Genomic DNA, 20,657 nt, shown 5'->3' with positions numbered 1-20,657 from the left:
CCCCTATCCCCGGCCCAGCTTCCGGGCGGAATTCGTGTTGAGCCACACGATGAACAGGAACACTATCCCCTGCACCAGCCACTGGTTAAAGGTGGGGATCCCTATCAGATTCATGATATTGCTCAACATCCCGATGGTTATGACGCCCCCGAACACCCCCGACATACTGCCGGTTCCTCCGGCCAGGGTCATGCCGCCTAAAAGTACACTGGTTACGGCCCTGAAGTCGTAGCCGTCCCCATTGGAATAAGCCCCGGTTTTCGATATCGAAGCAAGGAAGATACCCGCGACGGAGCAGCACACGGCGTTGATCACATAGACCAGGACTATCAGCTTGACCACGTTGATCCCCGAAAGCCGGGCCACCTCGTAATTGGAACCCGTTACTTTGAGCTGGTTTCCGAATTTGGTATGGGCCAAAAGAAAGTATCCGGCAACGAAAAGCAGGACCATGACTATGACCATGATGGGAATGCCCAGAAAGGAGGAACGGGAAATCGCATAGAAAAGCTCCACCGCCTGCGCGTTGTTTTTGGCGATAACATCCGGATAGATCTGGGTACCGCTCCAGATCCACCGGACAATCCCGCTCATCACGAAGTTAAAGGCCATGGTCCAGATGATGGGATGGGCCCGGAACTTCCCTATCATGAGCCCGGTAATCAATCCCAGCGCCGAACCGGCGAGGATCCCGCAGATAACCGAGGGCCAGAACCCAAGCCACAGGGTCGCGATGGAGATCATCCCGGAAAACGCGATGGTCATGGGCGCGGACATATCCGCATAATTGGCCGAATAGGTGACAAAGGCCATGCCGACGGTCACCATCCCCAAGAGGGATATCGCCTGTATGGTCGCCCGGATATTGGCAATGGTAAAATACTTACCGGGCGCGACGATTCCCCCGATGATGAGGAGCAGTACCACTACAAAGTAAATTCCGGCCCGGTTGAGAAGGACTATGGCCCGGATCTGCTTAATTGCCCGGGTATCCGCTATGGGGGGGCTGGCGCCGGATGAAAGATTAGCCGAAGTGTTTTTTAGTTCCGTCATGCCACAAATTCTCCTTCACCGTTCGCCGCGAGCAGCAGCGACTGTTCGCTCATGTTCTTCCGGTCTATCTCACCGATGATGTGTCCCTGCCGCATAATTACCGCACGGTCACAGAGCCCGACCATCTCCGGCAGATCCGACGTAAACAGGATAATCGCGTTCCCCCTCGCGGCAAGCTCCGCAATCGCCCCGTGGATTATCTCCTTGGCGCCGATGTCAACCCCCCGGGTCGGTTCGTCCAGGATCATCACCTTGGGCGCGGCGGCTATCCACTTTGCCATCAGCACCTTCTGCTGGTTTCCGCCGCTCAAATTCCGTACCGGAATCTCCGTATCCCGGGGGTAAATCGAAAGCTTGTCTATTAACTCAAATACCGTTTTCCGGTTCTTCCGGCTTGAATACAGCGGACCCCGGGAAAGCCGGGGGATGATACCGGCAAGGCTGTTCTCCCCCACGGTCAGCGCTATGGCAAGGCCGTCAACTTTGCGGCTTTCGGTAAGGTAGGCTACGCCCCGGTCTATGGCCTCGCCCATATTCCGGATCCGTACCTTTTGTCTGTTTATGTAAATATCCCCGGCGTCAAGGGGATCCACCCCGATTATCGAACGGGCAAGTTCCGTCCGGCCGGCCCCGGCAAGCCCGCAGATCCCCAAAATCTCCCCGGAACGCACGGCGAAGTTGATAGTATGAAAAAAACCGTAGCGGCTCAGGTTTTCTACCCTGAACGCCTCCTCCCCGATACTCACCTCACGCTTTGAGTAGAATTCGCCCAGGGAACGGCCCACCATCATCTTCACCACATCTTCGGTATTGACCTCGCCGGCCTTGCAGGTCCTGACATGCTTACCGTCCCGCATCACCGTAATGGTGTCGGCTATCTCAAAGATCTCCTGGAGGTGGTGGGATATGTAGGCGATGGCGATCCCCTGGGATTTAAGCCGCCGGATAATATCGAAAAGCCGGGCAACCTCGGTGCTGGAGAGGGCCGAAGTGGGCTCGTCCATCACGAGGACCGAGGGATTCCCCCCCAGCACCTTGGCGATCTCCACCAGCTGGGCTTCGCACTGGCTTATCTCGGATATGGAGGCGTGGATATCAAGATTCTCAAGGCCGACCCGCTCCAGGAGGGCCTTGGCGTCCCGCTCCACCGCCTTCCGGTCCACCAAGGGGGTTCCCTTTTTACGGGGAAGCCGCCCGGCCAGGAGGTTCTCCGCCACAGAAATCGGCCGGGCAAGGCTGAGTTCCTGGTAGACCATACCGATGCCGTATTCCTTGGCCGCTCCGGGACTATGCAGAGAAACCGGCTGTCCGCCTATCAGGATCTCTCCGGTGTAGTCGGAAAAGGAACCCGCCAGGATCTTCATCAGGGTGGATTTTCCCGCCCCGTTTTCCCCCACCAGGGCATGGACCTCCCCCGGACTGACCGTAAAGCTCACGTTGTTCACCGCCAGGGTACCGGGAAAGGACTTTGAAACATGCCGCATCTCAAGCGCGTGGCTCAAAGTTCCGGGAGATTCGATTTTGTTGTCATTTGTATTCATTTGTCGCTCTATACATAGCCAGCATGTTCTCCGCAGGAACATCGGGCATAATATTATGTTCCGTATTAAATACGAAACCGCCGTCTTTCAGGAATATATCTATCATCCGCCGGGTATAGTCGTAGACTTCCTGGGGCTTTGCCCGGTTCAGGATACGCTGGGTGTTACAGCCGCCGCCCCAGAAGCAGATGTCTTTGCCGAACTCCCGCTTGAGGGTCTCAGGGTCCATCTGCGCCGCGGAGGTCTGTACCGGGTTGATAATATCGTAACCCGCTTCAATTAAATCGCCCATAATAGGATAAATCGAACCGCAGGAATGCAGAAAGGTTTTCATGGAACTGTGCTCATGTACATACGCGCAGAGGATCCTGTGCCGGGGTTTGAAGAGTTCCCGGTACTTTTCCGCGGACATAAACATGCCGGTCCCCATGCCCAAATCATCGCCAAAGCGCAGAATGTCCGCCACATCGCCCAGGGCCTTACAGACCTTTTCCAGGGAGGCCAGATGAATCTCCATAAGGGCGTCCAGAAGCCGCTCCACTTCCTCCGGTTCGGCATAGGTATCCATGAGGAAGTTATCCATGCGGCGGAGGAAAGTCCCCCATTCAAAGAGGTTGCATCCGCAGGTGATGAGGAGGGCTCGACCGCTGTTTTCCCGGAGCTTCAGGGCGCGGCCGCGCAGTTCCTCCCAGAAATTGTCCATCCCCGCGTTATCCCAGGGGCTGTGGGCCAGCTTCTGCCAGTGAACTTTCGACATAGCCTGGGGAAGCTGCCGGTAGTCTTCGGGATAAGCGTCCAGATAGGGAAAGAAGGTCTGATCGAAGAAGGTAGCCCCCACGGGCATACGGGCTATCAGATCCCCCGCTTCGTCCCGGACCGTGTATTCCCCGTTGGGCTCCCGGTGGGGTTTAAACCACACCGGGTATTGGGCCAGGCTGCCGTCGGCCAAGGGTACATCGTACCAATCCTCCGGCTTGTCGTTAAAGGTGCGTCCCAAACAGAGGACGTCCACCTTGAGGGCGTCAAGCACCTTGAGCTCGGGCTGGGTTACCTGCTGTACCACGTCATAGACCTTGTTACTCCGGTCATTGATCCCCAAAGCGGCCTTGAGTTTGTTGTAACCTATAGCGGAAATGCCGGAGCTGGGGGTCCCTCCCAGATCCAAGGGTAGTTTTGCGGGCTCCCTGTGATTGACGCTGTCCATAACATAATCCCGGGACATCATCATACCTGAATTACCCCTTGCAACTTTTTCATCACCGCCGCCTCGTACCGGAACCGGATATAATTCCCCGCCGGACGCCGCAGCAACAACCGTAATCTATACGATTTATTAGAGTTAGTGTACAATCGATATAATTAGACGGTCAAATTAATTCTTCTTTTTTTCCGAAGATAAATCTAAACGTTTAGATTGCGAGGTCTATATGGCAACCATAAAGGATGTGGCGGAACTTGCGGGGGTCAGTATAGCTACCGTTTCCTGTACCCTGAGCGGAAAGAAGAACGTGTCCCATTCCACCCGGGTAAAGGTTAAGGCGGCCATTGAAAAGCTCAATTATATCCCCAACGAAAGCGCCCGAAGGCTCAAGAATCATACCAGCCGGGACATAGGAGTGCTTCTTACCAGCATTGACGATCTGTATCACAGCGAAATTTTCAAGGGCATCACCTCGGTAATCCAGAAAAACCAGTATTTCGCGATAATCGGCTTTTCAAACAACCAGCCCATGGTGGAGACCGAAATAATTGAAGACTTTATCTCCAGGAATTTCGCCGGAATCATCCTGATAAGTTGTCTTTCCAACGATACATCTTACATCAGGAAGCTCCTCTCCTATACTATCCCCATCGTGTTCGTTGAACGCCAGCCTCGAATCGGGAACATAAACTTTGTGGGAATATCCAACAGGAGGACCATTATTTTTCTGGTGGAGGAACTGGAAAAAAAGCATTACCGGCGGATCCTCCTCTTTTGCGGGAACCCGGAAATCTCCGGTGAAAGCGACTGCGCCGACGCCTTCCGGGAAATATGCGCCGCCGAAAAAATAATGGGACGGATATGCTATACCAACATGACCAAGGAAGACGCCTTCCGCGTCGCCCTGACCGAACTCTACCATACGCCGAATCCCGACGCCCTCATTGCCACATCGGGAAACATAGTCTACGGCATCATGGAAGCGGCCAGGGTTCTGGGAATATCCCTCAAGGACAGTCCGGTTATCGCCTTTTCCGAGGAGACCTGGATGGACACCCGCTATCTTCCCCAGGTACTCCATACCTCGCGGCCTGCTTTTAATTTGGGGGCCGGCGCCGCTTCGCTGCTTCTGCGGAACATAGACGGTACCTCCGAAAAACCCGAAAAGCTTATCCTGGACGATAATATCCTTAAATCGGGCCTTGGTATACCAAAATACCGGCGGACCGGAAGGGACGCCGGGCCGGGAAAAGTCCCTGAGCTCAGGCTGCTGATTTTGGACAGCCCCTTTGCAACGGACCCCATGGAGATTCTGGCCCGGAAATTCAGGAACGACTGCGGTATTTCCCTGATTTTTAAAACCGCAGGTCAAGACCGGCTTCTGGAACGTATCATCGAAGACGCCCAATCCAATGATCCCGGCAATGACGTATACATGTTCGATATTCCCTGGCTCAATTACCTGGTCCAGAACCGTATTCTTGATGATCTCACCAGCCTCCTCACCGCCGACCGCTGGTTCTTCAATTCCATTATCCCTGAAACCCTAAAAAATTCGCGGTACCGGGATCGTTATTACAGCGTCCCCTTTACCGCCGGCGCCCAGCTCCTGTTCTACCGTAGCGATCTTTTTGAGGATCCCATACTATCAAAGGACTATTATACAATCTATAAAACAAAACTCAGGCCCCCCAGAACCTGGCCCGAATTTAACGCCGCGGCCCGTTTCTTTACCCGGCGTTTCAATCAATCCTCCCCGGTGGAATTCGGGGCAAGCTGCGCCGGTACCATCCCCAATGAACTCTGCCCGGAAATCTACAGCCGTATTTGGGGCTTTGGCGGCCGCTGTTTCACCGGAAACGGGCTCCCCCAGTTCAATACGGAAAACTGTTGCCTCGCCTTTAACAACCTGCTGGATTTGCAGCATTACACCCCGGAACCCATTCTTTCAACCGGCAACCTTGACGTGGTACGGGATTTTTACACCGGCAAGACCGCCATGATCATCACCTATACCGAATATGCGGCAAAGATCATGGACGCCATTAACGGGGATATTTTCGGCAAGCTGGGCTTTTCATTTATTCCCGGAAGATGTCCTATTTCCATAGGCTGGAATTTAGGGATCAACGCCCTTTCGCGGAACAAAGACAGGGCCTGGCAGTTTTTCAAATGGCTTTACCGGAAAGACGTAAGCTATTATCTCACCATCCTGAATGGCCAGTCTTCGTCCATCCATTCCTTCGAGAATAACGAACTCCTCAAGCTTTACCCCTGGATGCAGATCGCCCTGGACAATTATAAATATGCACGGAAACGGGACAGCGGCAACAAAAAGAACGCTATCATTATCCCCTGGTACAAAACAGAGGAAGTTATCTATCACTACACCAAACTGATGTTTGAAGGCGAAGATGTGGTAAGCTGCCTCAAAGCTATAGACACGGAGCTTACCGATCTTATGACCGTTTACGGACACTTCCGGGGAAACAACTAAGGGGAAGGGTTCCGGTTAATCTAAACGTTTAGATATTTAAGGCCCCGTTATTAAATCAATTTGTTGACGGAAATTTTAAACGTCCTCTATAATAAAGTACCAAGTATACGCCCTGCAGAAACATGCAAGAAAGAGGCTTAATATGAATAATTTGGAACATGATCGCGATGTATTACGGAAACTGGTGGAGAGAATCGCGGAAATAGCGGCCCTGCCTGTCCAGGAAGAGAAGAAGCGGCTCTGGCGGGCCCTTAACGGGCTTAAACCCGAACGGCCAATGGTCACCATAGATCAGGTCTGCTGGAACGAAATGAATATCGAAGGCAAGCTCGATCTTGCGTGCGAAGATGCGGAATGCCGCGCCTATGAGGAGAAATTCAGAAGGATCCTTTTGCAGTGGGACTATTTTCCGGTGGATATGGTGGTTGAACCCTATATCAGGGTGCCTATGGCGATAGAGCCCTTTAACCAGGATCCCCTGGCGGTGATGAACCGCATATTCGGCGTGGTCATTAAGGAACAGACCCTGGCTACAGACAAAGCCAACGACGTTGTGAGCCACAATTATGAAAATCAATTCAAGACTATCGAGGATGTGGAAAAGATACAGATGCCGGTGATAGTCCATGACCAGGCGGAAACCAGGCGGCGGATGGATAGGGCTGCCTGGCTTTTCGACGGCATCCTGCCACTGCGGCAGGAAGGCTGGTTTGATCATTACCTTTCGGTCTGGGACCCCATCGCCATGTGGATGAGCGTGGAGGGCATCCTTTACGGCATTATTGACGAGCCCGAAATGATGCACGCCCTGGTGCAGCGGGTGGTGGAGGGCTATATGGTGATGCTCGATCAGCTTGAGGAGCAGGGGCTCATCTACGCCGGCGAGAACCTCATTCACACGACCGGCGCCTGGACCGACGAGCTCCCCGCACCGGGCTTTGACCCGGAAAAGCCCCGTACCCAGGACGTATGGATGTACGCCATGGCCCAGGCCCTTGGCACCGTATCCCCCGACATGTACGAGGAATATGAAATAGAACACCTTATGCCCCTGTTCAAGCGCTTCGGTCTGGTGTATTATGGCTGTTGTGATCCCCTGGAGCTTAAAATGGACGCGGTTAAGCGTATCCCCCATGTCCGTAAAATTTCCATAAGCCCCTGGGCGAACCGCGAAAAGATGGCGGAGCAAATAGGCAGCGCTTATGTGGCTTCCAATAAGCCGAATCCCGCTTTTCTTGCCGGCACCGTTTTTAACGGCGATATGGTCCGTGAAGACCTGGAACGCACCCTTGAACTCTGCAAGCGTACCGGTTCGCCCCTGGAATTCGCCTTTAAGGACATCAGTACGGTACGCTATGATCCCCTGCGGCTAAAACAGGTGAACGATATTGCCATGAAGGTCGTAGGTTCCTAAAGATACGGTAGATTCCGGTGAAGGAGGAAAGCAGAAAAACAGGGTATGAAAACAGAAACCATGCTTCGGGCGGCCCTGGCGGGGCGCGCCCATGAAATTGGGCTGATGGAGACTTCCGCCCTTGTCTTTTCGCCGGAACTGTATAAGGCATGTGCGGCCAATGTCTGCGGCAACTACAACAAATGCTGGACCTGTCCCCCGGCCATAGGAACCCTGGAAGAACAGCGGGAAAAGATCCTTCGCTGGAAGTATGCCCTGGTTTTTACCACAAAATTCGATCTTGAAGATTCCTTTGATATTGAAGGAATGGAGCTGGCCCATAAAATGCACAACCGCCTTACCGCGGACATGCGGGAACAATTCGGCGCTTTTCCCGTTTACGGCGCCGGGGGCTGCAAGGTCTGTGACCCCTGCGCCTATCCTGAACCCTGCCGCTTCCCTGACCGGGCGATTTCCGCCGTGGAAGCGGCGGGGATCAACGTGACCGATTTAAGCCGGTCCGCTCATCTGAAGTACAATAACGGTCCCAATACGGTCACCTATTTTTCCATGCTCCTCTTTAATGATTAAATTTCATCGCTTTAGAACGGCCCGGATTAATTTGCGAAATTCCGCTGTTTGATAGTGCAAATAATTACTATTTTTCGGCAAATTTTTTAATGCCCGTAGACAAATCATAGCATATACTATAAGACCGTATTATAATACGGTGGTAAGAATGCCGTTTAATCAAGGAGGAAAGCATGAGCGATTTTTCAGCCCACTATGAGGAAATTTCCAGTCTGCTGCAAAAGGGAAAATCAAAAGACATTGTTATTGCGGTTCAAAAGGCTTTGGATGATGGGGCGCCGGCCCAGGAAATCTTGGACAAGGGGCTCATCACCGGCATGGGCATCATAGGCGGGAAGTTCAAACGGAACGAGGTCTTTGTCCCCGAAGTTTTGGTAGCCGCCAGGGCTATGAACCATGCTTCGGCGGCGCTCAAACCGGCCCTGCAGAAAGCCGGCATTGAACCCATAGGAAAAGCAATTATCTGTACGGTGAAGGGCGACCTCCATGATATTGGGAAAAACCTGGTAAAGATGATGATCGAGGGAAACGGTATTGAGGTTGAGGATCTGGGGATAGACTGCAGCGAAGAAAAGGTGATTGAAGCGATAAAGAACTCCGACGCCAAGGTCCTCTGTCTGTCCGCCCTGCTTACGACCACGATGATGGCCCAAAAAGATGTCATTGACGCCATTAAGAACGCGGGACTGCGGGATCGCATAAAGATCATGGTAGGCGGCGCTCCGGTGACCCAGAGCTTTGCGGACGAAATCGGCGCCGACGCCTACTCGCCGGATGCGGGCACCGCAGCCGAGGTATGCAGGCAGTTCTACGGTAATTGAGAAACCGGACGTGACCATCCGCATTGAAGGCAGGGAAGGATCCTACCGGGCCGAAGAGGGCGAATCCCTCCTGGACACCCTGCGGCGGGGAGGAATATCCATGGACGCCCCCTGCGGCGGACACGGGAGATGCGGAAAGTGCCGGGTACGGATCCTGAGCGGCAGCTTTAAACGGGTCGGCGGTACAAAGGATTTGTCCGCCGATGCCGGTTGGCTGCGGGCTTGTACCGTATATCCCTCATCGGATCTGACGATAGATCTTCCCCAGGCCCTGTTTGCCGGGGAAGCGGCGGATAATCCGGCGGATGTTTCGCCGGTTACCGGAAAAACCATAGGCCGCGCCGGGTTTGCCCTGGACATAGGAACCACGACGGTTTTTCTCCGGCTCCTGGACCTGGATACCGGCGAAGCGCTTGACACCCTTTCCGCCCTGAACGATCAGCGGATCTATGGCGCCGATGTGATGAGCCGTATAAGCGCCGCCCGGGAAGGGAAAACCGAAGCACTCTTCCGGCGTATCAATTCCCAGGTTCGGGATATGCTTTCCCGGTTTGAGCATACCTGGGACCTGAAAAAAAAGGAATGCCTGGCCGTGGCGGGAAACACGACCATGCTCCACCTCTTTGTCAACGCCGATCCTTCCCCCCTGGGAGCCGTTCCCTTTACGCCGGTCTTCCTTGCAGCAAGGGAATTGCCCGGTTCAAGCCTGTCCCTCCCCGTGGAAACCGCGGTTCTCCTGCCTTCGATTTCCGCCTTTGTGGGCGCCGATATAAGCGCCGGAATCGCTGCCACGGGCATGATGGAAGCAGACAAAATATCCCTGCTCATCGATATAGGTACCAACGGTGAAATAGCCCTCTTCCATAAGGGAAAGCTTTTCTGCTGTTCCACCGCCGCGGGTCCTGCCCTGGAAGGCGCGGGGATTTCCTGCGGAACCGGCGGCATAGCCGGGGCGGTAAACCGTATCGAAAAGCGGGACGGTTCCCTCTGTTTTTCTACCATAAGCGGAAGCCCCCCGGTGGGGATCTGCGGCTCCGGCCTGGTAGACGCCATTGCCGTCATGCTGGAGGAAGGGGTGATAGACGAGACCGGCGCCTTTACCGGCGATGAAGCGTCCTTCCCCATAACGGACGGGATAGCCATCACCAGGGGAGACGTCAGGCAGTTTCAGCTTGCCAAAAGCGCCATCATTTCCGGGATAAAGATACTCTGCAAGGCCGCGGGGCTTACGGTTGACGCGGTAGAACAAGTTTACCTCGCCGGGGGGCTCGGCTTTTACATCAGCCTGGACAGCGCGATCCGGACCGGCCTCCTGCCCCCTTGTTTCAGGGACAGAAGCGCTGTCTGCGGAAACACCAGCCTTGAAGGCGCGGCCCGGCGCCTCACGGATCCCGTTTTTCCGGCCCTCTGTAACGATATAATCACCAAGAGTGTAACGGTTGAGTTGACGGCGGATCCCGCCTTCATGGAAGAGTTTGCGGAAAATATGTTGTTTCCGGAAATGTAATGAAAGACGATCCCCCATCGCAAAAATTTAAAGAAATACGACCGGTGAAGCTGTTTCTGCGCGGGTCCTTAGGGGGTATCTTCAACAAAAGAAGCCTGATACTCCCGGGGGCTTATCCCCATGAGTTTTTTGAAAGATTTGGCAAAGTAGTTCGGATCATTAAAGCCTACCGTCCCTCCGATTTCCTGGATTCGGATGTCGGAATCCCGTTTCAGGATTGCTTTAGCCCTGTTAATGCGGACCCGGCAGACATACTCGGAAAAGGTGGTATTCATCTCTTTGCGGAACAGATGGCTTAGATAAAATTCGCTTACAAATACGGCTTCCGCTACGGTATGCAGGGTTATTTCATCGGCATAGTGCTGCCCGATGTAGTCCATTGCTTTGATGAGGTGTCCGGAGTACTGTTTCTGCTTTTTTTCGATGAATACCGAGGTAATAAAACTCTCCATTACCTCGGTGATGAGGCAGCACAATTCTTCGAAGTCAATAGCATCATTAAACAAACCGAAGGATTTTTTGATTGTCCCGTTAATGCTTTCAGCCGGGGCGCCTGCCCCAATGGCGGCCCGGGAAATGAAGGCCACCAGTTCAAAGATGCGGGCTTTGATAGTATTCATATTACCATCGGCAAAGGTAAAAATTTCACACAAGAACATATTAAGAATACGCTTTGCCATTTCCCTGCTGCCGCATTGCACCGCGTCGATAAGTTCCTTCTCCAGTTCGCGGGGATACGCTTTTTCGCTGTTTTTAGACCCCTGCATACTTTTTCTATCCATCATGAGTTCCGCGATACGCTGCTGCTGCATCGTAATCTTGGCCCGCTGATTCAGGTAGACGCTGTGTTCCCGGGAAAAGCTGTTCGCCATGATGAAAAGAATCTGGGCGGCGCTGGTCATGTTGACACAAGTACAGGAGGTAATTAAGCGGAAGAATTCCCCAACATCGATATGAATATTCATATCCATGATTTTTTCGGTAAATTCGGCTATCGCGACCTCGTCGGCATCCCAGAGCAGTACGGGCCCGCAGGCGATAATCCCGCAGAGGCGCTCTTCAAACATTACCGGAGAAAAACACATGATAAGGCCGCATCCGCAGGAACAAATATAGGGCTCCCCCAGCTCCTGGGACATGAGACCGCCGTAGGATATGTGTTCCCGGCACTTCCGGCAGTTTTTAGCCGACTGACAGACGGAAACCTCTTTCCGGTTGGTCAGGATTTCACGGCCCGCAAAATCAAAGAGCGCCACATCCAGACCCGTTACCACGGAAAAATGGCGGAAAAGTTTACCGAGTTCTTTGAGGTCAAAAATTTCCGAGAGAGAAGGATTCTCTAACATAAACATAGCGCCGCCCTTTCCGGCGGCAAACTCCATAGAATTCAATACCCTTCTTATATACAGACCTCACGACAACGCTCCCCTGCTAAACGGCTAATTTCCAAATATCCCTTCTCTGAATGCGCCGATATATTCTATGCACAATTCATCCTGACCCAGGAGCGCTTCGGTTGCGTAAATCAATCCCATCATATCCTTGTTCAGGGGATCCAGTATGGCACTGTCCATCCCCGCGTTCATCGCCAGGATGATGAAGCCCCGGTTGATGTATTTCCGGGCGGGCAGATTAAAGGAAATATTGCTGGCTCCCCCGGTGAGGTGTATCGTAGGATAAAGCTCCTTGATCTTTTTCATCGTGACGGTGATCTTGGCGATCCCGTCTTCGGAAGTGCAGAGCATCTCTACCAGGGGATCGATATAGAGCCGCTCCGGGGCTATCCGGTACTGGGCGACCTTCTTCATCAGCGCGTCAAAGACCTCAAGCCGCTTCTCCGCTGTCTTGGGGAGCCCGGTATCATCGCTCAGCAGAGCGATGCACTTCCACGGGGTATCGGCTATGATCGGAAATATCTGTTCCACCTTATCCCCTTCCATGGAAACGGAATTCACCATCCCCGGTTTGTTACAGAACTTTATCGCCTCGGCGCAAACCTTGGCGCTGGGGCTGTCAATGGCAATGGGTTTGTCCGTCGCTTCCTGCACCAGACCGATTAACCACTTCAACGTATCAAGTTCAACATCCGCCGCAGTGGAAGCGCAGACATCGATATAGGCGGCTCCCGCATCCGCCTGTTTCCTGGCCAAATCCCGGATGTAATCCTCGTTCCGCTCCGCAATGGCTTTTGCCATAGAAGGGATGGATCCGTTTATCTTTTCACCGATGATAATCATGTACGCTTCCTTGTTTAGATTTCCGGTAATCATGATCACCGGTTTTGTCCCCTGCAAAGGCGGTTCCGCCTTTGCGGATACCTACACAGGGGACGGTTCGCCTGCCCTGCCGCATAATCCCGAGAGTTTGTTGTGCTTCAGTGCAACGAATATAACATAGGTCACGGGGGATGTCAAGGTTTTTTTGTCAAGGCTTCGGCGGAGGACAGTCTGAGCATGCTCAGTTTAAAATCACCACGAACCACTCGAATAGGAGGAAAATTAACCACGAACGACACGAACACCACGAACTTTTGCTTCGATATTCCGGAATTTATGCCTGAATTCTCTTCTTTGTTCGTGGGAAAGCAGGACAGAACTATCGGTGGAAACGCCAATTTGTCTTTGTTTCTGTTCGTGTGGTTCGTGAGGTTTGTGGTTAAAATCTCTCCTTGGGACCCTTGCATAACATGAGGTAGTAATTTCAGGATATCGAAGCAAAAGTTCCTGAGGTTCGGTTTTTTCTGTTCATAGGTGTTCATAGGATTGTATAAAAACCGCAAGTATTTTATAATAAAAAGGGGTTTTTATGGAAGAATTGTTTCAGGGTAAATCCCTTGATCCTATATTGATACAGCAGATTGAGTTATTCAATTCCCTTTCGGAGCAGGAAATGGCGGTGGTAAGGTCCCAGGCCAGTATTTTGCAGCTCCGTCACAAGGCCCGGCTTTTTTCCATAGGGGAACGGGCGGAGCATCTTTATGTACTCCTGGCCGGATCAATCCGGATTTTCAGGCCCAGAACCGACTATGAGGATGATGAACTGGCGCGATTTTTCCCGGGGGACACCATCGGGGATTTCGATTTTGCCCGGCGGGCCCTATACGATGCTTCCGCGGAAGCTTTGGAAGATTCCCTCGTAATTATGTTCCCCGGTTTTGGGATAACCATGGATAATTTCACCCAGACTGAACCCCATGTCGCGTCAAAGATTTACCTGAACGCCATACGGATGATCACTACCCGGATTAAGGCAACGCAAAGGATCATCATGGAGAATATGAGCTGGGTTCAGGAACTGCACCGTCTGGCCTATGAAGATCCCGGTACGGGACTTTGGAAGCAATCTTTCCTCTCCAATGAGATAAACCAGATCCTGGAGGTTCCCACCGCCCTGATCATGTTAAAACCGGATCGGTTTAAAATCCTGGTGGATTCCCGGGGGCATACCGTGGGGGACGAAGCCATGATCCGTATTGCCAAGATATTAAAGAATATTACCCGCAAGCAGGGCCGGGGATGGCCCCTGCGGTTCAAAAGCAATGAAACCGGCGTATTGATACCCCAATGTCCCGTATCCCAGGCGAAGATTATCGCCCGGGAAATACAGCGGGCGGTGGCCTCCCTTGAATCGGTCCCTGCCCAGGATAATTACCCGGCCTTCAACTTTACCGCTACGATAAGCTGGGGCATGTGGCCGGAGGATCATACCGACTGGGATGTTCTCCTGGGGGGCATCTATGCCCTGCTGCTGGATACCTGGCGGGCCGGCGGAAACCGCCTGAGCCGTTATACCGAATCGGAGTTACCATGAGCCAAACCGCGAAAAGTCTATCCCCCAATGATGAGGGTGTTCTTACCGGTTCACCGTTATTCTCCCCGTTAAGCAAATTGGAGTTTGATGCGGTAGCCGCCTGTTTGGAATACCGGTATATAGCCAAAAACAGCCAGGTGTTTTCCGAAGGGGACCCGGGAAAGGAACTGTTCATCCTCCTCTCGGGGGAATTAAACGCCTACGTAACTCAGTCCGGGGGCATCCAGCGGTGGATGTTTAACATCAGGGCGGGGGATTTTTTTGGGGAAATGTCCATTATCGCCGATGAACCCCGTTCCGCGACCATTATTGCCAAGGTTGATTCGGAGCTGATGGTTCTCAAGGATACGGATTTTTACCATTTTGTTTCCCGGCATCCCATGATCGGGGTTAAACTCCTCAAAGCCATTGGGGATGTGCAGAACACCTGGTTGGAACAAAATTCCCGGCACCTCAACGACCTCATGCGTTGGGGGGAAACCGCCCGGAAACGGGCCATTACCGATGATCTTACCGGGCTCTATAACCGGCGTTTTCTTGAGGGGCTCATCAAAAACCGTTTTGAACAGGGTATCGTCCAGGTGCGGAACATAGCCCTCTTGATGATGGATCTGGACAAGGTTCATGCCATAAACGAAACCTACGGTACCCAGGCGGGGGATAAGGTTATCATCGCCGTTGCGGAAACCATTCAGCAGCACCTGCGGAACGGGGATATTGCCGCCCGGTTTTCGGGGGACGAATTTGCGGTCCTGCTCCAGGACACGAACGACGATGACGGGCGGGTGGTGGCGGAACGGATCCGGGCCGCAGTTTTTTTACGGAAAATACCGGTTGCCCAAAGCCCCGGATCAAACGAAGAGACCGTCATTTCGGTCCAAGTCAGTATCGGGGTGGCGGCGGCGCCGGCCGACGCCGGGGATGCCGAGTCCCTCATGCTCAGGGCGGATGAAGCCCTGCTCAAGGCCAAAAATTTGGGCCGGAACCGGGTGGAAGTCGCAGACTCCTTACCGTGCCCTCCCCCCGAAACCGAAACAGCCTAAGCCGTATGGGGAGCCTTGGGGCTTGTTTACCTCCCCCGGAACATGGTATTTTTTCTCTGACATGAAAGCCGCCATAATCTTTGGGTCTTCATCAGATAAGGCCGTTATGAAAAAGGCCGCCGATGTTTTTCGGGACTTGGGGGTGGAGTTTTCTTCCCATATTCTTTCCGCCCACCGGGTGCCGGAGTTGTTGAAAGAGACCCTGACACAACTGGAAGCGGAGGGGACTGAGGTGATCATTGCCGGGGCGGGACTGGCCGCCCATCTGCCGGGGGTTATCGCCAGTCTGACCCTTATTCCCGTTATCGGCGTACCCATCGCTTCCGGGGGGCTTGGGGGTTTGGACGCCCTCCTCTCCATAGTACAGATGCCCAAACCTATCCCCGTGGCCACCGTGGGGGTGGACAATGGGGCCAATGCCGCATATCTCGCCTGCCAGATCCTCGGCCTGAAATACCCGTCCCTGCGGGAACGGCTCGCTGCGTTCAGGGCCGGCATGAAGGCCGAATTTGCCGAAGCTAATAAAGGAGTGGACCTATGAGCGAAAGCCGGGAAGCCGGTCTTGGGGAAATAAAACCGGGACCGGTACTTTATGAAGGAAAGGCAAAAAAGGTATTTGCCGCCAACCGGGATGATCTGGTTATTATCCACTACAAAGATGACGCCACCGCCTTTAACGGCGAAAAAAAGGGGCAAATAGCGGATAAGGGCGTTTTAAACAACAAAATTGCCTCATCCCTGTTTGAACTTCTGGAAAAATCCGGGGTACCCACCCACTTTATCGCCCGGACTTCCGACCGGGACATGGTGTGCAAAAAGGTCAGGATCATCCCCCTGGAGGTAATAGTCCGGAATGTCGCGGCAGGTTCTATGGCAAAACGGCTGGGCCTCGCCGAAGGGACCCCCCTCAAAACCACGGTTTTTGAACTTTCCTACAAGGACGATGCCCTGGGGGATCCCCTGATCAACGATTACCACGCCGTGGCCATCGGGGCCTCAACCTTTGAGGAGATCGGGGAGATCAAAGACATCACCTTCAAAGTCAACCAGATCCTGTCGGCCTTTTTTCTTAAACGGGACATCCGCCTTATCGACTTTAAGCTGGAATTCGGCAGGGTGGAAGCCGGATCCGCTCCGGGGCAGCTGGTACTGGCCGATGAAATCTCCCCGGATACCTGCCGGTTCTGGGATGCTAAAACCAATGAAAAACTCGACAAGGACCGTTTTCGCCGGGATCTGGGAAACGTCAAAGAAGCCTATATCGAGATCCTGAACCGCGTGGATGCCTGATGGTTGCCGATATGGATGACAAATTAAAAGAAGCCTGCGGGGTTTTTGGCGTTTTTTTTCAGGACCCGGAAAAAGACGCGGTTCCCCTGATCTATTACGGCCTGCTTTCCCTGCAGCACCGGGGACAGGAAAGCGCCGGGATCGCCGCGGTCTACCATAAAACCATCGAATGCCGCCGGGGTATGGGGCTGGTGGGGGAGGTTTTTACCCCCGATATTCTGTCCCAGATCAGAGGGTCCGCCGGGGTGGGGCATGTACGGTATTCCACCAGCGGCACCAGTTCTATTGAAAACGCCCAGCCCTTTGTCAGCCGGTTCAAGCTGGGTTCCATCGCGGTGGCCCACAACGGTACCCTGACTAACGCCGATGTGGTCCGGGAATTACTGGAAGATGCCGGGGTGGGGTTTACCTCCTCCAGCGACAGCGAGGTAATTGTCAACCTCATCACCAAAAACTACAAAAAGGGGCTGGAGAAGGCCCTGACCGATACGATCAAATTCATCAAGGGCTCCTATGCCCTGGCGGTACTCACCGATGACGCCCTGGTGGGGGCCCGGGACCCTAACGGGATCCGGCCCCTGTGCCTGGGAAAGATCAACGGCGGCTGGATCCTGGCCAGCGAATCCTGCGCCATTGATTCGGTGGGGGGGGAGCTTGTTCGGGATCTGGAACCCGGGGAAGTGGTTATCATCAACCGGGACGAGGTCCTCTCTTTTACCTTCAGTGAAAAAACCCGGCGGGCGGCCTGCGCCTTTGAATACGTCTATTTTGCCCGGCCGGACAGCGTTATCGACGGGGTGGACGTATACGGGGCCCGGGTCCGGGCGGGACAAATTCTGGGCAGGGAATCGGCGGTTTCGGCGGACCTGGTCATCGGCGTTCCCGATTCGGGGATCCCCGCGGCCATGGGCTACGGTAAGGCCACCGGCACTCCCTTCGGCCTGGGGATCGTCAAAAGTAAATATGTGGGCAGGACCTTTATCGCCCCGGATCAAGCCCTCAGGGAGCGGGCGGTTTCGGTAAAACACAACGTGATCCAAAGCGAAGTCCAGGGCAAACGGGTGGTCCTGATCGACGATTCCATTGTCCGGGGAACCACCAGCAGACGGCTTGTTTCGATCTTAAAAAAAGCCGGCGCCCGGGAGGTACACATCCGGGTGTGCTCTCCCCCGGTACGGTTTCCCTGCTACTTCGGCATCGACACCCCCCACCGCAAGGACCTGATCAGCAACGGCAACAGTGTGGGGGAACTCTGCGCTTCCCTGGGGGCGGACAGCCTGGCCTTTATTTCCGTGGAGGGTCTCCTGGAATCCCTGGAATCAGACTCCCGCAAAGAAGGCCCCCCTGCGGGATACTGCCTGGGCTGTTTTACCGGGGAATACCCCATACCGGTTTCAGGGGAAACCGGGTATGCGGCTTCATAGGTCAAAAACCACCACCAAATAGCGGGTATTTTCAAAAAAAATAGTAATATTTTTTTGATCCATCAATCTATGACAGATCAACCGGTGTATATTAGTACCATAAGTTAAATTTATGGAGTGTACTATGTCTGAAATACAAACAGGTAATGCCCAGGAAACCAAAAGCGTATTGGATTATCTTATCACCATCGTTTCCAAAGCGGAGGAAAATGGTTTTACCCCCGGTTTTTTTGAGGAAGTAAAAGACGAAATCAATTATGTATCCACTTTCTTAAAATTGAGCCCAGTACAGACGGCCTTGTTTTCTCTTTTCTTAAACCGTTGTGATGATAATGCGATCACCACAAAAAAAATCGCCAAATCGATTAAATGCAAGAAAATCGAATTACTAAGGTATATGAATGAACTGGAATTATTGGAGAAACGAAAATTGATCCGCTGCCGCCGCAATGATGATAGTATGCCCACATACCGGGTTCCCCAGAAAGCAGTAGACGCTATCCGCAAGGAAGAAGAATATGTCCCGGTAAATTATAACAATTTATCCGAATCTGATTTTTTCGACGCCATTGATGATCTTTTTTGTCAACGGACCGACAATGAATTAACGTATGACGATCTGGTTAATGAGGTCCAAGATTTACTGAGGGGAAATAAAAATATGAAATTAGTTCAGGATTTAGCAGAAAGTACATTTGAAATAACAGACATAGTCTTGTTATTACGGTTTTGTAATCTATTCGTTTCTAATAATGATGACTACATTGGCATTTGCGATATTGACAATATTTTTGAAGATAAAAGTACACTGCGCTACATTGAACGAGAGTTAAAAGACGGTGAGCATATTCTCATGATCCATCATGTAGTTCAATATGCACTGGATGATGGTTTGTCCGAAAAAGACCGTTTTAAATTAACAGACGAGTTTAAAGATGCATATCTCAGCAATGTAAAGACAGAAACAAAAATCCGCGGAAAGGATTTTATTATATCAGAAAAAATAACGCCAAAGTATCTTTTTTACAATGAAAAAGAGTCCCTGCAGGTAGCAGAGCTGACCGCTCTATTGGGAAAGGAAAATTTTTCTTCAGTACAGGATCGTTTGTCAAAGACCGGAATGCGCCGCGGCTTTGCCTGCCTGTTTTACGGCCCTCCCGGAACGGGCAAGACGGAAACCGTGTACCAAATTGCCAAAAAAACCGGACGGGATATTATGAAAGTTGATATATCACAAACAAAAACCTGTTGGTATGGTGAAAGCGAGAAACTTATAAAGAAAGTTTTTGATCAGTATAGTAGTGCCGTTAAATCAAATGAACTTACGCCCATCCTTCTTTTCAATGAAGCGGATGGAATTATAGGGAAACGCCATGAATCCCCATCAAGATCCCTTGATGATACTGAAAATCGAATTCAGAATATTATCCTGCAGGAAATTGAAAATCTGGAAGGTATTCTTATCGCTACGACGAATCTGACCAATAATTTAGACAAGGCCTTTGAGCGACGATTTTTATACAAGATAGAGTTTCTAAAGCCATTGAAAGCGGCGCGAAAATCAATCTGGAAAAGCATGGCCCCGGATTTACCTGAACAGGAAATTGTGGAATTGGCGTCGCTCTATGATTTCTCCGGCGGACAAATTGAAAACATCGTTAGAAAACGGACGGTTGATTTTATTCTTACCGGCAGCAATCCATCCCTTGAAAAAATGAAATTTTACTGCCATGAAGAAACACTTGATAAACACCAGACAAGCCGCATAGGCTTTGCGGTTTAAGGAGTTTAGAAGATGAAAATTGGTCAAATAAATTTCACCATAACTTGAAGAAAATTAACCACGAACCACACGAACCACACGAACAAAAGTAAGAAATTCACCACGAAGGCGCCGTCCGGCCTGGTACCATATGAAAAGCCGTTCTTCCTCACTCCTCACTCTTCTTTCCTTCCTACCTTCTTCGCCTTCTTCGCCTTCGTGGTCGAATTCTCTTCCTGTTTTCTTCCTCTTCATTCGTGGTGTTCGTGAGGTTCGTGGCTAAAAATTCCTATTCCACCTTAAACTTGGAAACCTCCCTGACCAAAATGTCGATGTTATCCTTGTTCTGACCGCTGATGGTATTCACCCGGTTCACCGCTATGTTGATCTGGTCCGCACCGGTCGCCATCTCGTTCATCCCGTTGGTGATCTCCTGGGTCACCATCTCCAGGTTTTTGCTCTCCTGGATAACCTCTTTACTCCCCTCCAGCATCTCCGTGGAACCGCCCTTGACCATCCGGGTGATTTCGTTCAGCCGGGCAATTGATTCCAGAATCTGTTGGCTTCCCGTTCCCTGTTCCTCCATAGCGCTCCGGATGTTCTCTTCCTGCTCAGTCACTGTTTTTACCTCGCTGTCTATGGCCTCGAACTTGTTGAGTACCGCGTTGGTGGAGTTGGTGATCTTGTCGATACAGTCCTTGATCTTCTTGAGTACCGTGGAAAT

Annotated in this window: 16 protein-coding genes and 1 pseudogene; 11 read left to right on the top strand and 6 right to left on the bottom strand. The window is 52.2% G+C overall.

Translation table 11 applies throughout. From position 1 onward, the window contains the following. Positions 1-3: 3 nt before the first annotated feature. From LQZ21_RS11120 to LQZ21_RS11110, 3 genes are read right to left on the bottom strand one after another with little or no spacing between them, the layout of a single operon-like run. Positions 4-1,053, bottom strand: a complete 1,050-nt coding sequence (locus LQZ21_RS11120; RefSeq protein WP_411044408.1) for an ABC transporter permease — start codon at positions 1,051-1,053, stop codon at positions 4-6. Then, positions 1,050-2,594, bottom strand: coding sequence for a sugar ABC transporter ATP-binding protein (locus LQZ21_RS11115; RefSeq protein WP_411044407.1), 1,545 nt, complete (start codon positions 2,592-2,594; stop codon positions 1,050-1,052). The genes LQZ21_RS11120 and LQZ21_RS11115 overlap by 4 nt, the downstream gene beginning before the upstream one ends. Beyond that, entirely contained in the window at positions 2,581-3,822 is a 1,242-nt protein-coding gene (locus LQZ21_RS11110) for a uroporphyrinogen decarboxylase family protein (RefSeq protein WP_411044406.1), read from the bottom strand. Before LQZ21_RS11110 ends, LQZ21_RS11115 begins: the two co-directional genes overlap by 14 nt. Positions 3,823-4,021: 199 nt before the next feature. Here LQZ21_RS11110 and LQZ21_RS11105 point away from each other — a divergent pair, with 199 nt between their 5' ends. From LQZ21_RS11105 to LQZ21_RS11085, 5 genes are all read left to right on the top strand, one after another. After that, positions 4,022-6,292, top strand: a complete 2,271-nt coding sequence (locus LQZ21_RS11105; protein ID WP_411044405.1) for an extracellular solute-binding protein — start codon at positions 4,022-4,024, stop codon at positions 6,290-6,292. 142 nt (positions 6,293-6,434) lie between these two features. Next, complete coding sequence (locus LQZ21_RS11100; RefSeq protein WP_411044404.1) at positions 6,435-7,706, top strand: hypothetical protein; 1,272 nt, start codon at positions 6,435-6,437, stop codon at positions 7,704-7,706. A 45-nt stretch (positions 7,707-7,751) separates the two neighbouring features. Beyond that, positions 7,752-8,276: a DUF2284 domain-containing protein gene (locus LQZ21_RS11095; RefSeq protein ID WP_411044403.1), complete on the top strand. Its 525-nt coding sequence runs from the start codon at positions 7,752-7,754 to the stop codon at positions 8,274-8,276. A 173-nt stretch (positions 8,277-8,449) separates the two neighbouring features. After that, positions 8,450-9,097, top strand: a complete 648-nt coding sequence (locus LQZ21_RS11090; RefSeq protein WP_411044402.1) for a corrinoid protein — start codon at positions 8,450-8,452, stop codon at positions 9,095-9,097. Positions 9,098-9,107: 10 nt separating this feature from the next. Continuing rightward, a complete protein-coding gene (locus LQZ21_RS11085; protein WP_411044401.1) occupies positions 9,108-10,604 on the top strand; it encodes an ASKHA domain-containing protein in 1,497 nt (498 codons plus the stop codon). Between the two features lie 68 nt (positions 10,605-10,672). On the opposite strand, the gene LQZ21_RS11080 is transcribed toward LQZ21_RS11085, so the two are convergent. Next, positions 10,673-11,956: a PocR ligand-binding domain-containing protein gene (locus tag LQZ21_RS11080; RefSeq protein WP_411044400.1), complete on the bottom strand. Its 1,284-nt coding sequence runs from the start codon at positions 11,954-11,956 to the stop codon at positions 10,673-10,675. Positions 11,957-12,043: 87 nt separating this feature from the next. Further along, positions 12,044-12,874, bottom strand: coding sequence for a methyltetrahydrofolate cobalamin methyltransferase (locus LQZ21_RS11075; RefSeq protein WP_411044425.1), 831 nt, complete (start codon positions 12,872-12,874; stop codon positions 12,044-12,046). 535 nt (positions 12,875-13,409) lie between these two features. Here LQZ21_RS11075 and LQZ21_RS11070 point away from each other — a divergent pair. From LQZ21_RS11070 to LQZ21_RS11045, 6 genes are all read left to right on the top strand, one after another. Further along, entirely contained in the window at positions 13,410-14,414 is a 1,005-nt protein-coding gene (locus tag LQZ21_RS11070) for a diguanylate cyclase domain-containing protein (protein ID WP_411044399.1), read from the top strand. Further along, the gene (locus tag LQZ21_RS11065) at positions 14,411-15,457 is read left to right on the top strand and encodes a GGDEF domain-containing protein (protein WP_411044398.1); all 1,047 of its coding nucleotides are present in this window, start codon (positions 14,411-14,413) and stop codon (positions 15,455-15,457) included. The genes LQZ21_RS11070 and LQZ21_RS11065 overlap by 4 nt, the downstream gene beginning before the upstream one ends. Before the next feature lie 61 nt (positions 15,458-15,518). Beyond that, positions 15,519-15,998: a 5-(carboxyamino)imidazole ribonucleotide mutase gene (purE, locus tag LQZ21_RS11060; RefSeq protein WP_411044397.1), complete on the top strand. Its 480-nt coding sequence runs from the start codon at positions 15,519-15,521 to the stop codon at positions 15,996-15,998. Continuing rightward, positions 15,995-16,747 (top strand): phosphoribosylaminoimidazolesuccinocarboxamide synthase, encoded by a 753-nt coding sequence (gene purC, locus LQZ21_RS11055; RefSeq protein WP_411044396.1) that lies wholly within the window; start codon positions 15,995-15,997, stop codon positions 16,745-16,747. Before purE ends, purC begins: the two co-directional genes overlap by 4 nt. A gap of 11 nt (positions 16,748-16,758) precedes the next feature. Continuing rightward, positions 16,759-18,171, top strand: a complete 1,413-nt coding sequence (gene purF / locus LQZ21_RS11050; protein WP_411044395.1) for an amidophosphoribosyltransferase — start codon at positions 16,759-16,761, stop codon at positions 18,169-18,171. A 124-nt stretch (positions 18,172-18,295) separates the two neighbouring features. Then, on the top strand, positions 18,296-19,954 hold the full coding sequence (locus LQZ21_RS11045) for an ATP-binding protein (protein WP_411044394.1): 1,659 nt from the start codon (positions 18,296-18,298) through the stop codon (positions 19,952-19,954). A gap of 268 nt (positions 19,955-20,222) precedes the next feature. Here LQZ21_RS11045 and LQZ21_RS11040 read toward each other — a convergent pair. After that, positions 20,223-20,657 (bottom strand): annotated as a pseudogene (locus LQZ21_RS11040) (methyl-accepting chemotaxis protein); the annotation flags it as partial.

The organism is Treponema sp. TIM-1 (assembly GCF_046533115.1).
In the GTDB taxonomy this organism is placed as follows: domain Bacteria; phylum Spirochaetota; class Spirochaetia; order Treponematales; family Breznakiellaceae; genus JAIRMO01.
Note: the sequence above shows the minus strand (reverse complement) of the source record. Positions and strands in the feature narration are given on the sequence as shown.